Source organism: Pantoea sp. nfd-35 (genome assembly GCF_056892255.1).
The window spans coordinates 255369-278509 of the sequence record NZ_CP122404.1; the positions used below are offsets into that span (position 1 = coordinate 255369).

19 protein-coding genes are annotated in these 23141 nt (G+C 55.0%); 4 read left to right on the forward strand and 15 right to left on the reverse strand.

Annotated elements, in window-relative coordinates; all coding sequences use genetic code 11:
• Positions 1-226: 226 nt before the first annotated feature.
• From P9J57_RS21605 to P9J57_RS21615, 3 genes are read left to right on the forward strand one after another with little or no spacing between them, the layout of a single operon-like run.
• Complete coding sequence (locus P9J57_RS21605; RefSeq protein ID WP_014333166.1) at positions 227-979, forward strand: ABC transporter substrate-binding protein; 753 nt, start codon at positions 227-229, stop codon at positions 977-979.
• A 45-nt stretch (positions 980-1024) separates the two neighbouring features.
• Positions 1025-1630, forward strand: a complete 606-nt coding sequence (locus P9J57_RS21610) for a cupin domain-containing protein (RefSeq protein ID WP_483279520.1) — start codon at positions 1025-1027, stop codon at positions 1628-1630.
• A 14-nt stretch (positions 1631-1644) separates the two neighbouring features.
• Entirely contained in the window at positions 1645-2973 is a 1329-nt protein-coding gene (locus P9J57_RS21615; protein WP_022622871.1) for an NAD(P)/FAD-dependent oxidoreductase, read from the forward strand.
• A gap of 401 nt (positions 2974-3374) precedes the next feature.
• On the opposite strand, the gene P9J57_RS21620 is transcribed toward P9J57_RS21615, so the two are convergent.
• The 4 genes from P9J57_RS21620 to P9J57_RS21635 form a co-directional block, all read right to left on the reverse strand.
• Positions 3375-4265, reverse strand: coding sequence for a sugar phosphate isomerase/epimerase family protein (locus P9J57_RS21620; protein WP_022622872.1), 891 nt, complete (start codon positions 4263-4265; stop codon positions 3375-3377).
• A gap of 129 nt (positions 4266-4394) precedes the next feature.
• Positions 4395-5564: a Gfo/Idh/MocA family protein gene (locus tag P9J57_RS21625; RefSeq protein WP_024472086.1), complete on the reverse strand. Its 1170-nt coding sequence runs from the start codon at positions 5562-5564 to the stop codon at positions 4395-4397.
• Positions 5565-5575: 11 nt separating this feature from the next.
• Positions 5576-6481, reverse strand: coding sequence for a TIM barrel protein (locus P9J57_RS21630; RefSeq protein WP_014604639.1), 906 nt, complete (start codon positions 6479-6481; stop codon positions 5576-5578).
• Positions 6482-6696: 215 nt separating this feature from the next.
• Positions 6697-7719 (reverse strand): LacI family DNA-binding transcriptional regulator, encoded by a 1023-nt coding sequence (locus tag P9J57_RS21635; RefSeq protein WP_105078541.1) that lies wholly within the window; start codon positions 7717-7719, stop codon positions 6697-6699.
• A 398-nt stretch (positions 7720-8117) separates the two neighbouring features.
• Between P9J57_RS21635 and P9J57_RS21640 the strand changes: the two genes are divergently transcribed.
• Entirely contained in the window at positions 8118-10175 is a 2058-nt protein-coding gene (locus P9J57_RS21640) for a putative bifunctional diguanylate cyclase/phosphodiesterase (RefSeq protein WP_013027882.1), read from the forward strand.
• A 182-nt stretch (positions 10176-10357) separates the two neighbouring features.
• On the opposite strand, the gene P9J57_RS21645 is transcribed toward P9J57_RS21640, so the two are convergent.
• From P9J57_RS21645 to rutF, 11 genes are all read right to left on the reverse strand, one after another.
• A complete protein-coding gene (locus P9J57_RS21645) occupies positions 10358-11275 on the reverse strand; it encodes a LysR family transcriptional regulator (protein WP_014333158.1) in 918 nt (305 codons plus the stop codon).
• Between the two features lie 474 nt (positions 11276-11749).
• Positions 11750-12574, reverse strand: a complete 825-nt coding sequence (locus tag P9J57_RS21650; RefSeq protein ID WP_013027880.1) for a M55 family metallopeptidase — start codon at positions 12572-12574, stop codon at positions 11750-11752.
• Complete coding sequence (locus tag P9J57_RS21655) at positions 12571-13614, reverse strand: DmpA family aminopeptidase (RefSeq protein WP_483279521.1); 1044 nt, start codon at positions 13612-13614, stop codon at positions 12571-12573. Before P9J57_RS21655 ends, P9J57_RS21650 begins: the two co-directional genes overlap by 4 nt.
• Positions 13615-13616: 2 nt before the next feature.
• Positions 13617-14501, reverse strand: coding sequence for an ABC transporter permease subunit (locus P9J57_RS21660; RefSeq protein WP_013027878.1), 885 nt, complete (start codon positions 14499-14501; stop codon positions 13617-13619).
• Positions 14498-15430, reverse strand: a complete 933-nt coding sequence (locus P9J57_RS21665) for an ABC transporter permease (protein ID WP_013027877.1) — start codon at positions 15428-15430, stop codon at positions 14498-14500. The genes P9J57_RS21660 and P9J57_RS21665 overlap by 4 nt, the downstream gene beginning before the upstream one ends.
• Before the next feature lie 83 nt (positions 15431-15513).
• The gene (locus tag P9J57_RS21670) at positions 15514-17055 is read right to left on the reverse strand and encodes a glutathione ABC transporter substrate-binding protein (RefSeq protein WP_013027876.1); all 1542 of its coding nucleotides are present in this window, start codon (positions 17053-17055) and stop codon (positions 15514-15516) included.
• A 21-nt stretch (positions 17056-17076) separates the two neighbouring features.
• Entirely contained in the window at positions 17077-18942 is a 1866-nt protein-coding gene (locus P9J57_RS21675) for an ABC transporter ATP-binding protein (RefSeq protein WP_064374341.1), read from the reverse strand.
• Between the two features lie 15 nt (positions 18943-18957).
• Positions 18958-19923, reverse strand: a complete 966-nt coding sequence (dgcA, locus tag P9J57_RS21680) for an N-acetyl-D-Glu racemase DgcA (protein WP_014333152.1) — start codon at positions 19921-19923, stop codon at positions 18958-18960.
• 1 nt (position 19924) lies between these two features.
• Entirely contained in the window at positions 19925-20932 is a 1008-nt protein-coding gene (gene dgcN, locus P9J57_RS21685; protein WP_014333151.1) for an N-acetyltransferase DgcN, read from the reverse strand.
• 297 nt (positions 20933-21229) lie between these two features.
• On the reverse strand, positions 21230-22576 hold the full coding sequence (rutG, locus tag P9J57_RS21690) for a pyrimidine utilization transport protein G (RefSeq protein WP_483279522.1): 1347 nt from the start codon (positions 22574-22576) through the stop codon (positions 21230-21232).
• Positions 22577-22609: 33 nt separating this feature from the next.
• Complete coding sequence (gene rutF, locus P9J57_RS21695) at positions 22610-23125, reverse strand: NADH-dependent FMN reductase RutF (protein ID WP_088900766.1); 516 nt, start codon at positions 23123-23125, stop codon at positions 22610-22612.
• Positions 23126-23141: the final 16 nt, after the last annotated feature.

Sequence of the window (23141 nt, forward strand, 5' to 3'; positions counted from 1 at the left end):
AATGAATATGGCTACCCGTAAATATTGTCAAACTTTTCATCTGATGACGTCATAGCATTAACTTATTCATGTAACAAAAAGGATTGAAGGCTCACTTTGCCCCGAAATCAAAGGGTTTTGTGTTAATTTGTGAGGCGCGGCATTTTTAAAAAGAAAAGATTGACAGGGGGGGATTTAATTTCATTATAGTGAAGTTAATTGTTCGCATGTTAATCAGGAGTGAGTGATGTCTATTCGGTCGCACGTTACTATGGCTTTATTGTCTGTTGCCCTCGGCGTCACTTACAGTGCGCACGCTGCCACACTAACGGCAGGCTCGCCGCCCTCCAGTGCGCCAACGACATTTCTGGATACGAAAACCGGTAAGATTGAAGGCTTCATGCCGGATGTGGCTGCCGAAGTGGCTAAACGTCAGCACCTGGATGTTAACTTTACGGCTGTACCCTTCTCTACGCTTATTCAGTCTGTGATTGCTGGCAAAATTGACATGATCGTGGCCGGGATGACACCAACACCCGAGCGTGAAAAACGTATCTCGTTCTCACAGCCGGTCACCGCATTCGGACCCGGGTTGGTCGTGCGTGATGACAACAAAAAAGTCTATCGCTCTCAGCAGGATCTGAAAGGTGATATCGTTGGCACCATGACAGGCACCGATTACACGCAGGCTCTGATTAAGAGCGGTATCCCGAAAGAGGTGAAAGTGTACGACAGTCCGGCAGACATGATGCGTGATCTGTCGCTGGGTCGTATCGCGGCGGGCATGAACGATTACCCGATCATGAAATATCAGGAAAAATCAGGTGCGTACAAAGGCATGCATGTGGTGGATGGTTACAAGCCCGAGCATATCGCGCCCATGGCCTTTGGTGTGAAAAAAGGCAACGATAAGCTGCTTGCCGATATCAATACCGCCCTGACGGCGATGAAAGCGGATGGCACTTTGCAAAAAATCAAAGCTAAGTGGGGAATGCCCTAATCGCGCTTTCATGCACGGAGGCACGAAACCTTAAGGAACATGGTGATGAAAACAGCGTTAATGCACTCTGAGGATCAGAGTGCCGTCGAGATCAATATTGGCGTACGGTTAAAATTAATACGCAAGTCTCGCAATATGACTATCAAAGAACTGGCGCAACAGGCCAATGTGTCGGCAGGGGCAATTAGCCAGATTGAACGTAATCTGGCTAACCCGACGGTACGGGTACTGGAGCAGCTTCGGGTGGTCTTGAATGTCCCCTTGACCGCTTTTCTTGAACAACATGAGGTGATGCGGCCAGGTGCTGAACACTATGTTCGTCGCTGGCGTGAGCGACCGCATTTTCAGGTTGGCAAGCAGGGCATTAGCAAAGAGATGTTATCGCCGTCCGGCGAACACGATATCCAGTTCATGTATATCAGCATCCCTCCCCGCACGCGCTCTGAAGAGATGCTGACGGGGATAGGTGAAAAAGCAGGTGTGGTCATGGAGGGCCGGCTTGCGCTTGAGGTGAATGGTGAAACGACCTTCATCGAAGCGGGCGACAGCTTTCAGTTTAAAAGCCATCTGCCGCATAACATTTTTAACGACAGCGACACCGAAGCCCGTGTGTTGTGGATTATGCATATTCCGCCCCGACATCATATTTGAAACAAGGTTAACTCATGCGAATTAAGGTCGATAGCGTTAATGACAGTTCCGTCTTCCCCACCTCTGTCGATGTTGTTGTGATAGGCGGTGGCATTGTTGGGACGTCAACGGCATATGAACTGGCGAAACAAGGCGTTTCTGTTGCGTTGTTTGAAAAAGGCGTGATTGCCGGTGAGCAGTCAGGTAGAAACTGGGGCTGGGTGCGCCAACAGAACCGTGATTTGCATGAGTTGCCGATGGCGATACGAAGCCTGCAGCGCTGGGATGAACTCAGTACTGAAATCGGGATGGATCTGGGCTTCAGGCGCAGCGGCATCCTGTATGGCACGCTAAATGACGCTGACCTGGCGCGTTGGGAAAAATGGGGCCAGCAGGCAAAGCAGATTGGCTTTACCAGCCAGTTGTTGTCCGCGCGTGAGGCCCAGGAACGCATTGGTGACAAAACAGCATGGCGAGGCGGCGTGTGGTCACCGACGGATGGTCGCGCGGAACCGTCACAGGCCGCACCGGCCATCGCGAAAGGTGCGCAAAACCTGGGCGCCAGCATTTTTCAGCGTTGCGCGGTGCGGGCACTGGATATCAGCGCCGGTCGTGTTTCTGGCGTCTGGACAGAACGCGGATTAGTCAAAGCCAGCCGGGTGATCTGTTGCGGCGGTGCATGGAATTCGCGTTTCTGCAGGCAATATGGGATTGAACTCCCTGCCGCCAATATTTTGGGCACGGTGTTTAAAACAACCGCCGCCCCGGAAATTGTAAAAGGTTGTCTGAGCACGCCGCAACTCTGTGTTCGTCGCCGTCTGGATGGCAGTTATACCGTTGCCGTTCCGGGCCTGGGCCAGATCGATTTGGCGCCGCAGAACATCCGATATGCCGCAAAGTTTTATCCTATGTTCCGCAGTAAAGTGGCAAAGAAACTGAAAATCCGGCTGAATGGCTCATTCTTTTCAGGCCCTGAAGCCTCGGGGAGTTGGTCTCATGAAACGCCTTCCCCTTTTGAAAAAATCCGGGTTCTCGATCCCACGCCGGATAAACGCATCGTTAATGATGGTCTGGCAGAATTAATCCGCTTGTTCCCCGCGCTGGAGGGAACAAAAGTCGATTATGCCTGGGCGGGCTGGATTGATACCACACCGGATTTGGTGCCGGTTATTGATGAAGTGAACCAGATCCCCGGCATGTTTATTGCCTCTGGCTTTAGTGGTCATGGTTTTGCCATCGGGCCGGGTGCGGGACTGCTGTGTGCACAGATGATGACGAATAAGCCCGTTTATACCGACCTTGCCCCCTACCGGCTCTCACGCTTTGATAAAGGTAACGTTATTCGCCAGCCACAAATGATGTAGCGGTGCAGACCACAGAGACAGGCTATGCGAAAGCGCATGGTCTGCATTGGCCTGTCTCGTCAACATAACGACGATCTGTTAGTGATCTACCGGGCGGTTGCCCCCTTCTGAGCCAGCTTAATTTGCGCAGTGTAAAAATCAGCCCTGATTCCCTGATTCTGATTAAGCCTTCTGTGGTGAGGCGTGAGAGAAAAAGTCATCCGTCATTACCGGAGAGAAAGGCGTAAAATCGATGGACGCAGCGGTAAGCAGGCGAGTACGACAAAGGGGCACCCGACCTTTGTGCGGCACCGACGGTGCTGATTATGGCCTGTTCTACAGGAAGACGCTGGCATGCAAATACTGGGAAGGCATATTTTAAAAAGCCCGGCAGCAATTTTACATCTCACCGGGCACATCACTCATGGATGAGGCGTAAGCAATTCTCGCTCTATCCGCTCGCGGGTTTCCACGGCCTGATACTTCATTTTTTCCGGATAACCAAAAAGCGATGCGGCCACAATAGGCTCTCCCCCTACTTTGAACGTCTGCTCTGCAAACTTCATGTCCCGCAAGGTTCGGAACAGCGTGTCAAAATCTACTTCGCCTTCGCCGATGCCAACGTGCTGATGAATAGTGGCATCCACGCCTGGTGGGTTAACGATGTAACGGCAATGCTTTGTGTGGTTCATGGTATCGGCAATAAGAACATGGGACAGATCGTGTCCGGCATGACGGAGCATCTTCTCTACGTCGCCTTTTCCTTTATCATAGAAAAAGGTATGAGGAACGCTGTAGACATATTTAACGTTATCACTCCTGAACGACCTGACCATATTGACAGTCTCATCGCTCTCTTCACAGAAGTCCCACGGGTGCGCCTGAATTTCAACACGGATACCCTCACGTTCGAACAGCGGAAGCAGCGTTTCCATTGAGCGGTAAAACATTTCATCGCAGATTTCGGGTTGATTAGGATCGCCCGCCAGTTCGGTATTGATGACCTGTACGCCCATTTCGACGGCGATCTCCACCATACGTTTCCAGTTTTTAACGGCCGCCTGTCGGCGCAGTTCATCGGGACCAGACCAGCGATAAACACAGATAAACGATGAAATTTCCACACCTGTTTCGCGCAGCGCCTTTTTATACTCAGCCATGATCTCGCGGCTGGCACGAGGATGCTTATAGAAAGGGTTAATTTCCGGATGTGGAGACTGCTCAATGTAGTTGTATCCCCATTCCGACACCTGTTGGACCATTTTGGTGATGCCCAGATCTTTGATTACATCTACATCGAAAGCGATTTTCATTGATGCCACCTTTGCGTTGTCTCTTGCTGCCTGAGTCGGGTTCAGGCAGCGAAAATCATTAAACGGATCGAATGTCAGGCGTTGTCAACCCTGTGTGACAGGCTGAGTCCGGTTCTCACGACCAGGACCTCAGCATTCCACCCACACCGAGCCGGAGTCGGCTGAACGGACACAGTTTTCCACCCATCTGACGCCAGCCAGGCCGGCATGGACATCGGGATACCAGAAGTTTTTCAGGAATGCGTCGTCGCCCCGATCGGTTGCATCCATTGCCAGCGCGAAACGTCGGTAGAGATTCGACCAGGCTTCGAAAAGTCCTTCCGGATGACCGCCGCCTATCCGGTCATCTTCACGAGCAGCCGGGTGCAGATAGTCCATGCCTCTTTCCAGAATGCGCACCGGCTCACCCTGAATTTCGAAACGCAGCTGGTTTGGCTGCTCATCCCACCACTCAATACTGGCTCTGGAGCCAACGATGCGGACTTTCTGCCCATGCATTGATCCGCAGTTGACGGCTGAGGCCCACAGATTTCCCACTGCGCCGTTCTCGTATTCCATCAGAACAAATGCGTTGTCTTCGAGAGGCGCCCGACTTTTCACAAAGCTCTGGCGTGAGCAAAGCAGCCGTCTGATTTTCAGTTCGGGTGCCATGGTTTCAGCGATACACAGCGGATGGGTCGCCAAATCACCCAGAACATAACTGGGTCCGACAAAGCGCGGGTCGACGCGCCAGCTGGTGCTGGCGTTATTCTGTTCAACGGCTTCGTGATGAAAACCGTGTGCAAACTGCATGTTGACGATGCGAATGTCACCCAGTAATCCCTGCGCGATCATCTCCCTGGCCTGAAGGATGAGCTGATGACCGGTGTAACCGTAGGTCACGCCGACGATCTTCTTTTTCTCCCGGCTCAGCTTCGCCAGATGTTCAGCTTCTTCCACCGTAAAGCACAGCGGTTTCTCACATATCACATGGAGACCGGCTTCAAGCGCTGCGCAGCAGACCGCAAAGTGCGTGTTGTTAGGTGTGGCGATCGAGACAGCCTGGATGCCATCATCGCGTTTTGCTTCTGATGCAAACAGGGTTTCATAGTCGGCATAGCACCTGTCCGGGGAAAGGCCCAGAGCTTCACCAAAGGCGCGGCCACGTGCAGCATCAATATCGAACGCCCCGGCAACTAAGGTAAATGTGTTATCGCGGAGTGCTGATGAACGGTGAATGTAGCCAATCTGACTGGTACCGCCGCCGCCCACCATGCCCCACCGCAGTGAATTTTTAAGCGGTTTAATGCCGTTAATCATGACCTTTCTCCTTAAAAACCGACTGAGTGCAGATAGTGCAGACTTGCTGTGACGTCACGCAGGCTGGTGTCCGCATCACGCGGATCCCTTTCCTGTTCAATAGTGATCCAGCCCTGATAATGGCGCTGGCGCAGAAATGCGTGGACATCGGGATAGTTGATAGCGCCGCTGCCAAGTGGGCACATGACGCCCTGGGCACAGGCGGTGAAAAAATCCAGCCCTTGTTTGATGGCCTGACGCCAGACAACCTCGTTGACGTCTTTGAAATGAAGGTAATCAATCCGGTCCCAGTAACGTTCCAGCGCAGCAACAGGATCCATGCCGGCGTAATACAAATGGCCGGTATCCAGACAAAGGCCGGCAACGCTATGAGGAATATCGCGAACCAGCCTTTCCAGTTCATCGGCAAACTCAATGCAGCCGCCTGCATGGGGATGAATGACCGGTCTGACACCGTACTCTTTCCAGGCGATCTCACTCAGAACGGTGATATGTCTCATCATGGTCTGCCAGTCGCTGTCGTTCAGTCGTGGCGCTTTTTCAGACTGGCCCGCGGTGGCTGCCCGTTCAGGATCGCCGAAATCGATGATGACGAGATAAGGTGTAGGTTTGCCCTGTTCGGAAAGGAAGCTCAGGTTGTGACAGATTTTATGGGTCAGCGCGATCATGGCCGGAAAGTTCTCTTCACTCACCAAATCGTCGAAAAGGGTGCCAGCAACGATCGACAGCTGGAATTCGGCAAGCGCAGCTTTTAGCGCATCCGGCTGGACGGGCAAATATCCCCACGGCCCCAGTTCCAGGCTTTTATAACCTGCAAGCGCGGCTTCTTTAAGCACGCTCTGCCAGGGGGGAAGAAAAGGATTCTTCGGGTCATCCACTCCCCAGCTGCAGGGCGCAGTCGCGATGGAAATCGTCATGATGTTTTTTCTCCGGATGCGGCAACACTGATGAACACTGAGCGCCCCGACGGCAATCGTCTGGCTCAATGCGCGCAGTATTGCGCCGGTTTTTTAACACCGGCAACTCTTCGAAGTGAGTTATTTGATAGCGATCATGATTTTTTTATATCATTTATTTGATTGTTTTACATCAAATGCAGGCTGCGCAAGCCTTCGGCAGAAGCCGGAGTGATTCAGATATTTTCCCGAGTGATGAGATCGAAAGGCAGGGTAACGTAAACCGGATTGCGATCGTTCTCTTGATATCTGCTGATAAAAACAGAGACGATCTTTTCAGCCACGGCATCAATGCGGTGACGTATCATGATGTCGATCTGTCCCTCAATCAGCGCCATTTCATCGCCGATAAACGGACCATGACAGAGAATTTTTATATCATCCCGCGGGCTTTCAGAAACGGCTTTAATCACCCCTTCCACACCACCACATGGCGCATAAATCATTGTAATGAATGGGTTGTCTTTCAGCAGCTGCGTCGCGGCCAGATAGCCCCCATTGATACATTCAAGCGTCTGGAGAGGCTCCAGAACCACGGCATCTTTTCTGTTTTCACGCAGGTATGAACGAAAGCTTATTTCACAGCTTTCCTGGCAGTTGAAACGGTGGTCACCCAGTAGCACGCCAATCACACTTTCTTTTTCTGTCATGCGTTCAGCAAACCATCCCGCCGTACGTCCTGCTTTGAGGTTATCCAGCCCGATATAGCCCGCCTGACCACAGGGGGAGAGATCAGAAAACAACGTGAAAATTTGCACACCTGAGGCGGAAAGCTGCTTAATCGTATGTCGTATAAGGGGATGATCCAGAGCAACAAGCCCGATGATATCAACGCGTTCTGCCAGCGCTTCCAGAGACGATACGACGTTCTCCACATCGTGAATATCGGCCCACATAAACGCCGGTTTCGTCGCCAGTTTTCCCTCTGCGCATCGACTGATTTCTTCTGAAAGTACCTGATAAAAAGAATAATTATTGGGTAGCAAAATGAACCCGATACGCACGGGGATGTTGGCCGCTGTCACGTCCGGCGTCATGACCTTAATGAGGTCTTCACGGTAGCCTAAGGCTTCAGCGGCGCGCAGGACCCGTTGCCGGGTTTCCTGTTTAACAGAAGCTCTGTTGTTAAGCACGCGATCCACGGTAGCGACGCCCACGCCGGCTGCTCGTGCCACCGCTGACATAGAGATTTTTTTCATTACTCAGCCTGGTGATGATAGATTTCTATCAATCTAAACACATAAACAGGATAGCGGCAAAAGGCTTCCGCGCTTTTTGCGGGATGATAACCGTATTGGTGAGATCGGTGCCTCCGGAATGCGTACAGCAGATAGCGCTGTTTGGATTTGCATTAAGTCACTTGCGGCAGACTTTTAAAAAATTAATTGTGCGTGAAACGACTGACTCTACAGCGAAAAGCGAACGCTGCTAAGTCCCGTGTGCATTATGATTGGGCTGGTCCAGACAGGTGGCGTAATATGGCCTCTAACTAAATTTTTACAAATTTTTGTCTCTGTTTCTGGCTAACGGCGCCGATAATCGTTTTTAACGCCAGATCATCTCCGAACAGGTCGATGAACTCATCAAGGATAGCCACATGAAATCCGTAACCAATGACCAACTGGGGGCCGCCGTGGCCAGAACGTCTCTTTGTGCGATATATCTGCTGTCTTCCACCGGAGAAGTGATGAGCTGGAATCTTGGATGCCGTGAGATCAAGGGATGGGATAGCCGCGATATCCGAGGGCAGCATATTTCGGTTTTTTATGATGAAGATGAGCAGGCCAGGAATATCCCTGAGGCCAACCTGAGGGAGGCCCGTGAGCGCGGCAAGTTCACAGGAGAAGGCTGGCGCCTGCGCAAAAACGGCAGCGCGTTTCGGGCATCAGTTGAAATAGAATTTCTCAATCCGTCCGATGAAGATAATGCGGCCTTTATCAAAATCGTGCGGGACGTTTCACAAGGCTATCAGGAAAGGGCGGCGCTCCGCATCGCTCAAAAAGTTATCCTGAAAAGGGAAACCGAGTTATCAGACACAAATAAGGTGCTCGACGCCGTATTCAGCCACACGCCCTGCGCGCTCATCCTGTGTGACGTTGCATCGGGGGACATCATACGCGCGAACCCGACGGCTATGAATTTGTCCTGTCTGCAAGAACGGGTACGCAGTGGGAATACCCGAACCGCCCTGCCTGCGGGCCTGCCAGACAATCTCGCGGCTGTGTTCAGGCAGGCATTTGACCTCCTCCCCGACCAGGGCTTTAGTGAAACGGTTTCTTCGGGCGATAATGAGCCGGAATTTTCACTACGGATTTCCGCTGAAAGGCTGAATTCGGGCGGCGGAGATGACTATCTCCTGTATACCATACTGGACGTCACGGCGGAGTATCAGGCTGCGGTCAGAGCGAACCATCTGGCCCTTCATGACCCGCTGACAGGGCTTCTCAACCGCCGTGGCCTGATGCCTGAGCTTGAAACGCTTCTGGACGGTGACGAACCCTTTGCGGTCATGGTGTCTGACATAGATCGGTTTAAAAGCGTCAACGACGTTCTGGGTCACGCGGCGGGCGATACCTTGCTCATTGAGGTTTCAGCACGGCTACTGTCAGTCCTGCGCCCGGGCGACATTCTGGCCCGCACGGGCGGTGACGAGTTCGTTGCCGTTTTGCCCGGCATTAGCTCGGCAGAGGACGCAAGCGAAACAGCGTCACGCCTGACGATGGTCCTGAAGGAGCCCTTCATGCTGAAAGGGCGGAAAGTCACCTCGGGTTGCAGCTTCGGGGTTTGCCTCTTTCCGGGCTATGCGCGTGATGCCGAAAGCATGTTATCGGCAGCCGATATCGCCCTCTACGCTGCCAAGTCAGCCGGGCGCAAAGGCTGGGTAATTTTTACCGATGAGCTAGCCAGTTCGGCGGCAGAGCGCTTTAGCCTGGAAAATGACCTGCGTGGTGCGCTCGAGAACGGTGAGCTGCAGATTTTTTACCAGCCCGTCGTCTGCAGCATCAGTGAGGAAGTGGTTTCCTATGAAGCTCTGCTGCGCTGGAATCATCCTGTAAGGGGAAATGTTTCGCCTGACGTGTTCATCCCGCTCGCTGAAAAAACCGGGCTTATTCATGATATTGGCGCATTCGCGCTTGAGCGAGCCTGCAACGATATGGCGGAGTGGTCAGGGCACGAACGCGTGGCAGTTAATATCTCGCCCCGTCAGTTTCGTGATCCACAGCTGGCCAACAGGGTGAAAACGGTTCTTATTGAGAGTGGGCTGCACCCAAACCGGCTGGAGCTCGAAATCACCGAGTCGGCGCTGTTCGACAACCCCGAAGGCAGTTACGAAATGATTCGCAGGTTCAGGGATACCGGAATTCATATCGTACTGGATGATTTTGGTACGGGCTTTTCTTCACTGAACCACCTCAGTTCCGGACTGTTCAGCAGGATAAAAATAGACAGGTCGTTTATTAACGATTTGCACCTGGACTCCGGAGCGGCAGCCATCGTCAGCTCCGTTCTTTCACTCTGCCGTCAACTCCAGGTTGAAGTGACCGCAGAGGGCGTGGAAACGCCTGCACAGGCGGAGTGGCTAAAGACGAATGAATGTCCGTTACTCCAGGGATACCTCTTTGGCAGGCCGGGCCCTTGCTGGATTCAGAAGTAAAGTGTGTGCCCTTCTCAGTCCCTGCCGGAACAACTGACGGGGACAGAAAGCGCCGGATGTCTTTAAAAGAAATAAGTATCCCTGACTGCACCGGGACGACCAGAACAGGTTTCAAAAGGCAAAACAGTGACGCAAACCTTTGCCGATAACAGGTGTACCACCAGATTCACCAGAAGCCGTTTTTAGCTTGCTTTCTCAACCAGAAACTGTGCTTCGCACTGTCGGGCAATCTCCCACAGCCTGTTACGTATTACCTGCTTAAGTTGCAGAGTGGACTGTGACTGGGGTTTATCACGACGGCTGATCAGCATCACTTCAAACGGCAACGGTTGCGCGACGGGGAGCAATTTTAGCTGGTCGGCATAGCGGCATGCCGTGAACAGATCCACGACGCCCACGCCGCCGCCTGCCAGGACCATATCCGCAATCACCGAATAGGTTTTAATCGACAGTGACACAGCGGGATTCAGCTTTTTATCGCGCAGCGCGCGGTGTAATACGCGCCCAAGCGGATCCTGGGTCTGCATCATCAGCAGATTATTGCTGCATAACCACTCCAGCGAAACGGGTTCATGCTGGGGATGATTGAGCGGCAGCAGCGCCACCATGGAAGACTGGAACAGCGGTTCAGCCAAAAGGTCTGCATCCACCTGTTGACCAAACACAAGGGCGAAATCAAGCTGATTTTCCAGAATCATTTGGCACAAAGTCTTGAAGTGCTCCGTGACCAGTTCGACACTGACCGAGGCCACCTGTTGTCGCCAGGTTACCAATGCGGGTGCCAGCACCATTTGACCGAACGCGTGAGCCGCACCCACGCGGACTATCTGCCCTTCGCCGCGTCGAAGTTGTTCGGTGAGTTGAGTAATGGATTGCAAACGTTGATAAAGATCTTCTACTTCGGGCAGCAGGCGTCGCCCTTCCGCCGTGACGCTCATTCCCTGTATCCGTCGCTCAAACAGTGCAAAACCCAATTGCTGTTCCGCATGATTCAGCACGCGGCTGATATTCGGCTGGGACACATTCAGCAAGCGCGCTGCAGCGCTGATGCTACCGGTCTGTACGATGGCCTGAAATACCTCTATGTGACGGAGCCGCATTATTATTCACCTTAACTGGATTCACCTGACCGCAGGCCGTTGTCACCACCCTTTTACAGCAGTGCCTGCATGAGACTGCCAACACCGCAACTTTACGGGAAAGCCTGCAACCGCTTTCCGGCAGAGCCCAAACCCCGGGTCATTACATGGCAATCCCTGCTCTCTTGCAAAATTTGTACCGTAAAGCTGACGGTGGCTGAGTCGCCGACCTTCATCTGGCTATCAGTATGAGTCGATGACTGCGTCTGAAGAGAGGAGATGAAATGGGCTCTGCCGCGCTGGTTTTTGCACCTCCGGGCCGGACAGAATGGAAACGCTGTCAGGACAGGCGTTCGCCCCATCGTGGTGCAACGGAAGCGACATCGCTGGATGGCCAGCCGCGCGGTTGGCCGATGGGTAATCCTGTATGGCAGCGGTGTTTCAGGGCAGCAGAACAGGCGCGCTAACGTTGCCGCTGCCGATACGCACATCCTCTTATGACGATTGGGTACTCGCCAGATAGGAAAAGGCACTGAGCAAGCCGATCAACGTACCCATCCGCTCCGCCTGATACTCCACGGTAACCGCATCAATGCGCGTGACACCAGGAATCAGGCTAAACAGATCGGCCAGCACGGGTTTGCTGGCCTGGAGCTGCATGCGATAAGGCGCGGCCAGGCGAGTCGTGCTTGCCTGATGTGAATGCTGCAGTGCGGCGCTTGCCGCGGCGCATATTGCACGCTGCGCCGCTTTGGGGCTGATGGATTCCGCGCAGGTGTGGGAAATGGCGCGTTTTACACAGACGTAATCAACCGTGGGATAATATTCTGCTATCCAGCTCTGGAGCTGATCGTCGCCGGTGACCAACAACAGAGGCGTACCCTGTTCAGCGGCAGCGGCGGCATAAATGTCGGTTTCCCCCATCACAAGGCCATTGATATGGATACGCCAGAATGCGCGGCCGTTAATGGTGTGCGCCAGTACGCCAGGTTCGCCTGCTGCGCTGTGATAGCCCACCAGAAATAATCCGTCGAACGTCTGCTGCTCGATCCCTTCAACCATCGACAGACCGCGAGGTTTACCCTGCACCAGTCGGGCGCGTGGATCAATATTTTCCGCACGTAAATTGGTCATTTGCGCATGGCTGTCGGCGACCACCACCTCCGTTGCGCCCCCCGCGAAAGCGCCCTCAATCGCGGCATTGACTTCCTGTTCCATCAGCCCCCGGGCCATCTGATATTCCGGGTTGCCTGGTGTGCAGTGCTCCGGGCGCATGACGCCCGCGATACCTTCAATATCGGCAGAGATAAAAATTTTCATGCGGTTAATTTGTCCAGAATCTGAGTCAGTGAGGGCCGATGGTGACCACGAAAGCCGGTGACGGCCTCCGCGCTCAACAAGGCATCCAGAACAGCCTGTTCGGTTGCATCTGCCGCGGCGGCAAGCAGCGGCTCCAGCTGGTCATCCTGAGGCGGTTGCGGCAGGGGTTGCGTTGAGAACGCCACGGCAATATCGCCTGAACCGTGGCCCCAGTAGCTGCCCAACCGTCCAAGGCCGGCGCCGGCACGCCGGGCAATGCGTTTCAACTGACGCGCATCCAGTGGCGCATCCGTGGCCATCACGATGATGACAGAGCCGGCATCACGCTGCGGCGGTTGCCCGGCCAGCAGCGGCGCTATCATGTCGCCGAGTCGCACACCGTCAAGCGTTAGTGCGCTTAGCGAACCAAAATTTGCCAGCACCAGCACCCCGAGCGTGGCGTTGAGCGAGGGAATAACACGAGAGGCCGTGCCGATCCCGCCCTTCAGGCTAAAACAGCTCATCCCGCGCCCTGCCCCGACGCTGCCGCGTGCAAAATCGGCGGAGGCCGTGCGCAATGCCGCCTGCGCCATCGCCTCGGTGATGGACAACGACTGGATATCATTAAGCCAGCCATCGTTGCACTCCAGTGCCAGCGGATTTACCGTGGGCAATGTCCGCCCCAGCTCCGGATTACGACGGATGGCATCCCGGACCAGCGTAGTAAACAGCGTGCCCACCGCCAGCGTGTTGCTGAGCAGAATCGGCGTCTGTAACACGCCAAGCTCCTCGACCTGTACCAGCCCGACCGGTTTTGCAAAGCCATTGAGGACTTCCGCGCCACACGGCAGCGGCGTGAGAAACACATTGTCGCCCGGCGGAACGATAGCGGTGACGCCAGTCTGCCTTTCTCCATCATTCAGCGTGTAATGTCCGACGCGCACGCCGGCAACATCGCTGATTCGATTGCCGGGCCCGCAAGCGCCGCGCGGCTGTCCCAACGTACGCGCGTGACGCCAGTGGTTTAGCAGCAGATCGCGCTGCAATTGTTGAAAATCCATGGTCAGCTCTTCAGTTTCGGGTCGAGCGTATCGCGCAGCGCGTCGCCGAGCAGGTTGAACGCCAGCACCGTGATAAAAATCGCCAGCCCCGGAAACACGCTCATGTGCCATGCGCCAGCCATCATCATGCTCCGGCTCATCGCCAGAATATTACCCCATTCAGGCACATCCGGCTCCGGCCCCAGGCCAATAAAGCTTAAGCCCGCTGCGGTGAGAATACTGGTGCCGATGCGCATAGTGAAGTAGACAATCACGCTGGAAAGCGTACCGGGCAAAATATGTCGCAGGATAATGATGCGATCGGGTGCACCGGCACAGCGAACGGCTTCCACATAGGCGGCCTGTCTCAATGACAGCGTCGAGGCGCGCACAATACGGGCAAAAACGGGTACGCTGAACACCGCGACCGCGATGATCACATTGTTCAGGCCGGTTCCAAGTAGCGCGACAACCGCAATGGCCAGTAACATGCCGGGAAAAGCGAATAACACGTCGGCGCCGCGCATGATCAGCATATCGACCCAGCCGCCGTAATAGCCTGCCAGTAAACCCAACACCACACCGACAATCATGCCGAGCGTTACGGACAGCACGCCGACATAGAGCGAGATACGCGCCCCATAGATAATGCGACTGAGCAGATCACGCCCCAGCTCGTCGGTTCCCATCCAGTGTGCCGCGCTGGGCGGTGACGACAACGCCATCCAGTCTGGTGCCATCGGATCCCAGGGGGCTAGCCAGGGCGCAAAGATCGCCACCACGATCAACAACAGTACAAATCCGCCTGAGACCAGCGCCAGAGGATTACGCACAAAGGCATGCAGGAAATCGCGCCACGGCGAACGGATGACCTGAGGCGGGTTTTCAGTCAGCGATTGAATACTCATCTCGGCTCCTGTCGCAGACGAATCGCCGGATTGACGACCGCGTAAAGCAGATCGACCAGCAGATTAATGACAATAAATTCAAACACGAACAGCATCACCAGCGCCTGAATAACCGGCTGATCCTGCGCTTTTATCGACTCAATCAACAACCAGCCTAACCCCGGCCAGTTGAAGACGCTCTCCACGACGATGGAGCCGCCCAGCAGAAAACCGAACTGCAAACCGAGCATGGTAATCACCGGAATGAGTGCATTACGCATCACATGTTTCCACGTCACGAGGCGGTTACGCAGTCCTTTGGCTTTCGCGGTCCGCACGTAATCTTCCTGCGCCACCTCCAGGAAGGCTGAGCGGGTAAACCGAGCCATCACTGCCGCCACTGACGAACCCAGCGTGATGGCGGGCAGGACAATATCACTGGCTTTGTTGAAACCGCTGACTGAGAACAGCCCAAAAGGCATCGCGACGAACTGGATCAGCAACAGACCCAGCCAGAAAGCAGGCATTGAGATACCGCCCACCGCCATGCTCATCAGCGTCCAGTCTTGCCATTTTCCTCGCTTCAGTGCCGCGAGAACGCCAAGTACGAGGCCGAGAATCACTGACCAGGCAAACCCCGCTAAGGCGAGCCAAAGCGTTGGCATGAAGCCCTGTTTAATCACCTGCAGCACCGGTTGCTGGGTGCGGTAGGTGGTGCCAAGATCGCCGTGTAACAGGCTATCGATCCAGTGGACGTACTGCTGTGGCAGCGAATCGTTAAGCCCAAGGTGCTGACGCGCCGCTTCAACCGCCTCAATGGGCGCATCCGGTCCAGCATAGATGCGCGCCGGGTCGCCCGGCAGCAGCTTGATAAAACCGAAAACCAGCAGCGAGACCACCAGCAAAACCGGGATCATCTCCAGTAATCGGCGAAGGATGTATGCAAACATGCCATTCCTTGAAATGCACTGTGACGGGTGCCCTCACGTCCTTTTGCCCTGCGAGGGAAAGGGACGTGAGAGCAATCCGCGTCTTATTTAAACGACGCCTGAGTGAAGAGCAAATTGCCATCAGGCAGCATGGAAACACCATTCAGGGTGCGGCGTTTGCCAACGAGATTGTCTGGCGTACCAAGGAATGCCACCGGTGCATCCTGCCATATGAGTTTCTGTGCTTGCGCATAGGCGATACCACGCTTTGCCGGATCGGCCGTTGCCAGCCCGGCGGCAATGGCTTTGTCTACATCAGGATTGCTGAAATAGGAGACATTGTAGGAGGTGGGCACCCAGGATTCGGTGGCAAACAGCGGACGCAGCGCCCAGTCGGCATCGCCTGTGGACGTCGACCAGCCACCATAGTACAGGTCAAATTCCGCCTTTTTCGGGTCCTGTACGCCCCATAACTTAGCGTTGCGCGTGCCGGAATCCATCGGAGTTACTGTGGCACGAATGCCCACCGTGCCCAGCTGCGCTTTCAGTACCTGAGCGGCGCGCACGCTGGCCGTTGCATTCGTAACCCAGAGTTTGAGATCCAGACCATTCGGATAGCCCGCCGCTTTCAGCAGCGCTTTGGCTTTATCCGGCGCATAGTGATAATCAGGATCGTTTTGTTTCTGATAAAACTGGACACCTTCGGGCATGGCGGATGTGGCAGGTTTACCTAAACCAGCAAAGGCCACCTTCAGCCACAGATTACGGTCAATCGCATAGTTGATTGCCTGACGCACGCGAACATCTGCCAGTGGCTTGTGCTGCGTATTAATCGCCATGTAATAAAGATAAATGCTGGGATCGCGCTGAACAGAGAGGTTGCTGTCTTGCTTCACGGCAGCAATCAGATCCGAAGGCAATGGCCAGATTGCGTCAACCTGACCCGACTTCAACGCGGCTACGCGTGTTGCATCTTCCGGGCTGGGTGAGAAGATAACATGATCGACTTTTGGCCATCCCTGCTGCCAGTAACCGTCATACTTCGCCAGCGTGACCGCTTTGCCCGGTGTCCAGTCAACAAATTTAAACGGACCGGTACCCACCGGATGCAACCGGAGTTGGGCTTCGTCTGGATATTGCTTGAGAATGGACGGGCTCCACATCACTGCGGAAGGATGTGCCAGCGTGTTAATAAAGGCACCAAACGACTGGTTAAGATCGATTTTTACCTGATCGGGTGCCAGCACCGTAACCTTATCGATCATTTTGTACAGGCTGTTACGCTTTAGCCCTTTTTTCTGGTCTGCCAGGCGATCAAGGTTGGCTTTGACGGCTTCCGCATCAAAAGGTGTGCCATCCTGGAAGGTGACGCCTTTGCGCAACGTCAGCGTAAACTCCGTTGCATTTTCATTTGAGGTATAACCGGTGGCCAGCCAGGGCTGGAGCTTCATGTGTGGATCGAACTGAAACAGTCGTTCAAAGATACCACTCTGCACCGAATAGCTGACATTGTCTGAGGTATCGTGCGGATCCAGCCCCGTAATATCGGCATACATTGAAATACGCAGATCCTGTGCCTGTGCAGTCATGACCAGCGTCGTCGTCAATGCGAGGGCGAGTGAAGTACGGCGAAACAGCGTTTTCATAAAAATCTCCTGGTCGTTGAATTATCGCAATGCAATGCCGTCAGCGACCCAGTGCTGAGGCGCAACCTGTCGATAACGGGGTTTAGTGACCGTTTCGCCCACTTTTCTTAACGGCGAAGGGATTTCGCTGTCATCGATAATACGGGGCTGACGGTTCTCGGGATCCGCCACCGGCACGGAGGCCAGCAGGCGTTGGGTATAAGGATGTTGCGGCTGATTAAATACCGACTGACGCGGCCCAAGCTCCACAATCTGGCCGAGGTACATCACCGCCACACGGTTGGCAATGCGCTCGACGACCGCCATATCGTGAGAGATGAAAATCCACGCCACGCCCGTTTGCTGCTGCAGATCCATCATCAGGTTCACCACCTGCGCCTGAATGGAGACGTCAAGGGCCGATACCGCTTCATCAGCAATAATCACTTTGGGCTTCAGGGCCATGGCGCGGGCAATGGCAATACGCTGGCGCTGACCACCTGAAAATTCGTGTGGATACCGACGCGCGTGCTCGGGCAGCAGACCAACGCTCTTCAGCAACGCATCTATCTGTGGCGAAGCCTGTTCCAGTGAGGACACCATGCCATGTAACAGCAAGGGCTCGGCAATGGTGAAACCCACGGTAAGCCGAGGGTTCAGTGAGGCGTAGGGATCCTGAAACACCATCTGAATTTCACGGCGGAGCGGCTGGAATGCTGCCTCTTTCAGGTGAGAGATTTCTTTCCCTTCGAAGTGAATGCTTTCGGCGTCACTGTTGATCAGGCGCATCAGCGCACGGCCGGTCGTCGATTTGCCGCAGCCGCTTTCGCCCACGATCGCCAGGGTTTCACCTGGCCACAGACTGAAATCAATCTGCTCAACCGCATGGACATGATGCGTGAGCGTCGAAAAGATGCCGCTGCGGATGGGATAGTAGACTTTCAACCCACGCACATCGAGCAACGGCGCGGTGTCGTAGCGCGCGGTATGCTGTTCATTTTCGACGGTATTCTGTGTGCCGAGCAGCGGAAAGCGTTGCGGCCACGCATATTCGCGCATGTCGCCCAGTCTCGGCACCGCCGCCAGCAAAGCCTGGGTATACGGGTGCTGCGGGGCGGCAAAAACCGCTGCGACGCTGCCCTGTTCGACGACTTCGCCACGCAGCATGACCACGACACGATCGGCGATTTCAGCCACGACGCCCATATCGTGAGTGATAAACAGCACCGCCATCTGTTTCTCGCGTTGCAGCTCACGCAGAATGTGCAGAATGCGCGCCTGCACGGTAACATCCAGCGCGGTTGTAGGTTCGTCAGCAATCAGAAGTTGCGGATCACAGGCCAGCGCCTGCGCAATCATCACCCGCTGGCGCATACCGCCTGAGAGTGCGTGCGGATAGCTTTTCATGACACGATCCACATCGGCAATACGCACCTGTCGAAGCAATTCACGCACGCGCGCATGCGCTTCTTTCTTGTCGCACTGTTGATGATCGCGTAACGCTTCAGTGAGCTGGTCATCGACGCGCAGCACCGGATTCAGCGAGGTCATGGGCTCCTGAAAGATCATCGCCATTTCGCAACCACGCAACGTGCGGCGCTGATTTTCATCCAGTGTTTCCAGCGCATGTACTTTTCCGCCACGATCGCGAAACTGCATGCTGCCGCGATCGATACGGCCGCTGTTCGCCAGTAAGCCCATTACGGCCAAAGAAGTGACTGATTTCCCTGAGCCACTCTCACCCACTACGGCGACAATTTCGCCCGGATTAATGGCAAAACTGATGCCTTTTAGTGCCTGATTCTCGCCGCTGCGCCCACGAAATGAGACGCTGAGATCCCGAATATCAAGCACGGGTGATGAACCGGCGGCACTGTTGGCAGAAGAAGTGAGTCGTGTGTCCGTCATCGTCGCCTCGTAGAGTTATAGCCAGATACGGCCTTCGGAGTAGGTCAAAAAAGGAGAACTGTCGGCAGCAAGCCAGATAGGGCCATCTAAATCGACGTGCTCTGCGTTAACCGCCACCGGCAATGCGGCTTCCATCGCCAGTGATGAGCCCAGCATGCAGCCGACCATGATGCGCATATTCTGCTTTTGTGCTTCTTCTACCATCGCCAGCGCTTCCGTCAGGCCACCGCACTTATCCAGCTTGATGTTGATCATCTCGTAGCGGTTCCGCAGTCCGGCAATATCCTCGCGCGTATGGCAACTCTCATCAGCACAAACGGGAACCGGATGATGAAAACGTTGCAGGTCCTGATCCTGACCGGCGGGAAGCGGTTGCTCGACCATAGCAATGTTATAGCCCTGAAGTGCGGCCAGCAGGCTTTCCAGGTCCATTCCCGACCAGGCCTCATTAGCGTCGATAATCAGCGTGGCGCGCGGTGCCGCAGCGCGGATGGCCGCCACCTTTTCCAGAACCGCATCACGATTGAGCTTAATTTTGAGCAGGATGGCGCCACGCGATACGGCATCCGCCGCCGCCAGCGCCATATTTTCCAGCGTATCGAGGCTGAGGGTTTCCGCCGTGATCACCGAGCGTGGCTGAGGACGTGCACTTTTCTGCCATAGCGTTTGACTGGCGCGGGCGGCATCCAGTCGCCACAGCGCACAGTCCAGCACGTTGCGCGCGGAACCGGCGGGTAAGCGGTGTTGCAGATCATGACGGCTCAGGCCGGCTTCAACGTCAGCGCGCACTGCCTCAAGCTCGGCCTGAACGCTGTCTGGCGTTTCATCGTAGCGCGCCGTGGGCGTACATTCGCCCCGCCCAATGAAACCGTTTTGCTCCAGCGTGACCCGGATAACCGTGACGGCGGTACGCGTACCGCGCGAAATAGCAAAGGGCCGTGCCAGCGGCAATTCCACCACGTCAATCTGCAACTGTCTCATTTCACCCCCGCGCCTGAAGCAGTGCGGCGATCTCGTCGATGCCAAAACGCACAGGATCCGTAGCCGGTAAACCAAACTCTGCGCTGACTTCGGCGCAATAGGCGCGCGCTTCGTCTTCCGTGTAATTTGAGGTGTTAATGGCAAACCCCGCCAGCTGGACGGACGCGCTGGTCACCTGGGCAGCGCGCAGATTGGCTTCAACGCAGTCTTTCAGGCTGACCATTGGCTGATGAGGTAAATGGCGCATATGGGGGCGCCCCATTTCATGGCACATCACCAACCAGTGAGGTTGCGCACCGTGCATGAGCCCCATACTGACGCCTGCGTAAGAGGGGTGGAACAGTGACCCCTGCCCTTCAACGATGTCCCAGTGATCCTCATCATTCGCGGGTGACAGCGCTTCGGCCGCACCGGCAATAAAATCCGCGATGACCGCATCCACGGCAATCCCTTCACCCGCCACCAGAATCCCTGTCTGACCTGTAGCGCGAAAATCCGCTTTCATTCCGCGCTCACGCATCGCCGCTTCCAGCGCCAGTGAGGTATACATCTTGCCCACGGAGCAGTCGGTGCCAACAGTCAGTATCCGTTTGCCTGTCCGCTTCTTACCACTGCCAACGCTCAGCGTCGGACGCATATGGCGTAAGTCAAAAAGCTCAACACCAAACGTCTGGGCAAGCGTCACCAGTTCGGGCTCGTCCACCAGACGGTGATGCAGTCCGCTGGCAACGTTCATGCCTGCTTTGATGGCACTTTTCACCGTATCCAGCCAGTGTTCTGGCAGATAGCCCCCTGCGTTAGCAGTACCGAGCACCAGCGTTTTCGCGCCGCGTGCTTTGGCGCTGATGATGTCAAGTTCATCCAGACCCAGGCTGACAGTACAGCCCGGGAGTTTAATTTCGCCCACGCACTGCTCCGGCCGCCAGATATGAATACCGCGCGCCGTTTTTGCCGCGAGTGGATCGGTGACATCGCCAAGAAAAAGTAAATAGGGTTGTGGAATTAGCATGATATTTCTCGTTTCAGACAAAGGTAAGTTTCTGAACCCACTATTTCATGCGCTTCAAAAGGTGACGAATGCTTGTTTAGTTGGAGGATATAACCGCAGGCTATAGTCAGATGAAAAGGTTATGGCACCCACGTTAATTCAGGGATCAGGGCGAAAATCAGTTCAGTTTGCGGGGGAATGCATAGGAAAAGATAATATGTCAGGCGCGCAAAGGCGGTGAAAAATGCCTGGTTAGTGTTATGCAACGATCACCAGGCACCCTTAACACCCACAGACAACAGACGCAGCAATAAAAGGTTACGGCTCTCTCAGCGCCGTTTCTGTGGCTGCCTCAATCTCAGGCGGCGTCTTTGCCATTTTGCTGCGGCTCAGGAAAGCATTGAGTAAAATCGCCCCAAAGGTCGCGGTGCCGATGCCGCCCATGCTGAAGCCGCCCAGGCTTAGGGTGAAGTTGCCCGCACCCAGTACCAGCGTAACTGCCACCATGATGAGATTGCCATTCAGGCCCAAATCAACGTGGTTTTGTACCCAGATGCGGGCGCCAGCTACGGCAATCAAGCCAAATACCACGATGGATGCTCCACCGAGCACCGGGCCAGGAATGGTGTGGATCAATGCACCAAATTTAGGCGAAAAACCCAACACAATGGCCATGATCGCTGCGGCAACAAAAATCAGCGTGGAGTAAATTTTAGTGACGGCCATGACGCCGATATTTTCGGCATAGGTTGTCACGCCGGTGCCGCCCGCCGAAGCCGAAAGCAAGGTCGCCAGGCCATCCCCGATAAAGGCGCGGCCCATGTAGGGATCGAGATTTTTACCGGTCATCCCCGCCACGGCTTTAATATGGCCAAGGTTTTCCGCAACCAGGATCACCGCCACCGGCGCAATCATCAGCATAGCGTGCGTGCTGAATACCGGCGTAGTGACGGTGGGCACGCCGAACCAGGGCGCCTGCGCCACGGCGCTGAAATTCACCGGCGTGCCCAGCCCGAGGCCGTTGGTGATCGCCATATAAATCAGGTACGCCGCCACCAGACCCAGCAACAGTAACAGTCGCTGTACCAGACCGCGTGTAAACACCGCCACCGATCCGATACACAGCACCGTCATCACCGCCATCCAGCTGTCAAACGATGAAGCGGATACGCTGTTTATGGCAATCGGCGCCAGATTGAGTCCAATCGCCATCACTACCGCGCCCGTCACCACCGGCGGCATCAGGCGCTCAATCCAGCGCGTGCCAACCGCCATGACGACAAAACCGATCAGCATGTAAATCAGGCCACAGGCGATAATCCCGCCCAGCGCGACGCCGATATTCGGGTTCACGCCGTGGCCGCTGTAGCCGGTCACGGCAATCACTAACCCGACAAATGCAGCACTGGAACCGAGATAACTCGGCACGCGCCCGCCTACAACCAGGAAGAACAGCAGCGTGCCGATGCCCGACATCAGGATCGCCATATTGGCGTCAAACCCCATCAGCAATGGCATGAGTACCGTGGCGCCAAACATCGCCACCGTGTGTTGCAGTCCCATGATCACCGTCGCGCCAAACGGTAGCCGTTCATCCGGTGCGATCACCGCGCCATCCAGATTACCTTCTCTTTTACGCCATTGCGGAAACCAGGAATGTGCCATGTACGATCCTTACTAAGTTGAATGCGGATTGAGTTAACAGGCTATCTGACGCATCAGCGGATGATAGCGTCGGTCGAAATACGCCAGTCCGTGGCAGTCATCGTTGCAACGGAGTGCAACAACTTCACAAAACATAATATCGTGAGTACCGACCCGGGTGATCTGCGTGACCTTGCAGTCAAATGACACCAGCGCGTTAGTGAGGATCGGGGAGCCGGTGGCGAGATCTGTCCATTCGGCGGCGTCGAAGCGTTGTTCCATCGGCGTTTTTCCGCCGAATAAATTAGAAAGTGATTCGTGGCTGTCGGCTAGCGTGTTTACGCACAGCACCTGATTTTGTATAAACGCCGGATGTACCGACGCAGAACGGTTCAGGCACACCAGCAGTGTCGGTGGCGTATCGGTGACGCTGCACACAGCAGAGGCGGTGAAACCTGCCCGACCGCCGGGGCCGTCAGTGGTGATGATGTTGACGGCAGAGCCGAGGCGCGCCATGGCATTGCGGTATTCCTGTTTCTCAACGGCAGCCTCTTTTTCAGCAAGGGGCATGTCGGTCGCGGGCAGT

Bases quoted from the DNA above. Each gene is read 5' to 3' on its own strand.
- P9J57_RS21605 (WP_014333166.1), top strand. From the start codon at position 227: ATGTCTATTCGGTCGCACGTTACTATGGCTTTATTGTCTGTTGCCCTC.
- P9J57_RS21610 (WP_483279520.1), top strand. From the start codon at position 1,025: ATGAAAACAGCGTTAATGCACTCTGAGGATCAGAGTGCCGTCGAGATC.
- P9J57_RS21615 (WP_022622871.1), top strand. From the start codon at position 1,645: ATGCGAATTAAGGTCGATAGCGTTAATGACAGTTCCGTCTTCCCCACC.
- P9J57_RS21620 (WP_022622872.1), bottom strand. From the start codon at position 4,265: ATGAAAATCGCTTTCGATGTAGATGTAATCAAAGATCTGGGCATCACC.
- P9J57_RS21625 (WP_024472086.1), bottom strand. From the start codon at position 5,564: ATGATTAACGGCATTAAACCGCTTAAAAATTCACTGCGGTGGGGCATG.
- P9J57_RS21630 (WP_014604639.1), bottom strand. From the start codon at position 6,481: ATGACGATTTCCATCGCGACTGCGCCCTGCAGCTGGGGAGTGGATGAC.
- P9J57_RS21635 (WP_105078541.1), bottom strand. From the start codon at position 7,719: ATGAAAAAAATCTCTATGTCAGCGGTGGCACGAGCAGCCGGCGTGGGC.
- P9J57_RS21640 (WP_013027882.1), top strand. From the start codon at position 8,118: ATGAAATCCGTAACCAATGACCAACTGGGGGCCGCCGTGGCCAGAACG.
- P9J57_RS21645 (WP_014333158.1), bottom strand. From the start codon at position 11,275: ATGCGGCTCCGTCACATAGAGGTATTTCAGGCCATCGTACAGACCGGT.
- P9J57_RS21650 (WP_013027880.1), bottom strand. From the start codon at position 12,574: ATGAAAATTTTTATCTCTGCCGATATTGAAGGTATCGCGGGCGTCATG.
- P9J57_RS21655 (WP_483279521.1), bottom strand. From the start codon at position 13,614: ATGGATTTTCAACAATTGCAGCGCGATCTGCTGCTAAACCACTGGCGT.
- P9J57_RS21660 (WP_013027878.1), bottom strand. From the start codon at position 14,501: ATGAGTATTCAATCGCTGACTGAAAACCCGCCTCAGGTCATCCGTTCG.
- P9J57_RS21665 (WP_013027877.1), bottom strand. From the start codon at position 15,430: ATGTTTGCATACATCCTTCGCCGATTACTGGAGATGATCCCGGTTTTG.
- P9J57_RS21670 (WP_013027876.1), bottom strand. From the start codon at position 17,055: ATGAAAACGCTGTTTCGCCGTACTTCACTCGCCCTCGCATTGACGACG.
- P9J57_RS21675 (WP_064374341.1), bottom strand. From the start codon at position 18,942: ATGACGGACACACGACTCACTTCTTCTGCCAACAGTGCCGCCGGTTCA.
- dgcA (WP_014333152.1), bottom strand. From the start codon at position 19,923: ATGAGACAGTTGCAGATTGACGTGGTGGAATTGCCGCTGGCACGGCCC.
- dgcN (WP_014333151.1), bottom strand. From the start codon at position 20,932: ATGCTAATTCCACAACCCTATTTACTTTTTCTTGGCGATGTCACCGAT.
- rutG (WP_483279522.1), bottom strand. From the start codon at position 22,576: ATGGCACATTCCTGGTTTCCGCAATGGCGTAAAAGAGAAGGTAATCTG.
- rutF (WP_088900766.1), bottom strand. From the start codon at position 23,125: ATGCCCCTTGCTGAAAAAGAGGCTGCCGTTGAGAAACAGGAATACCGC.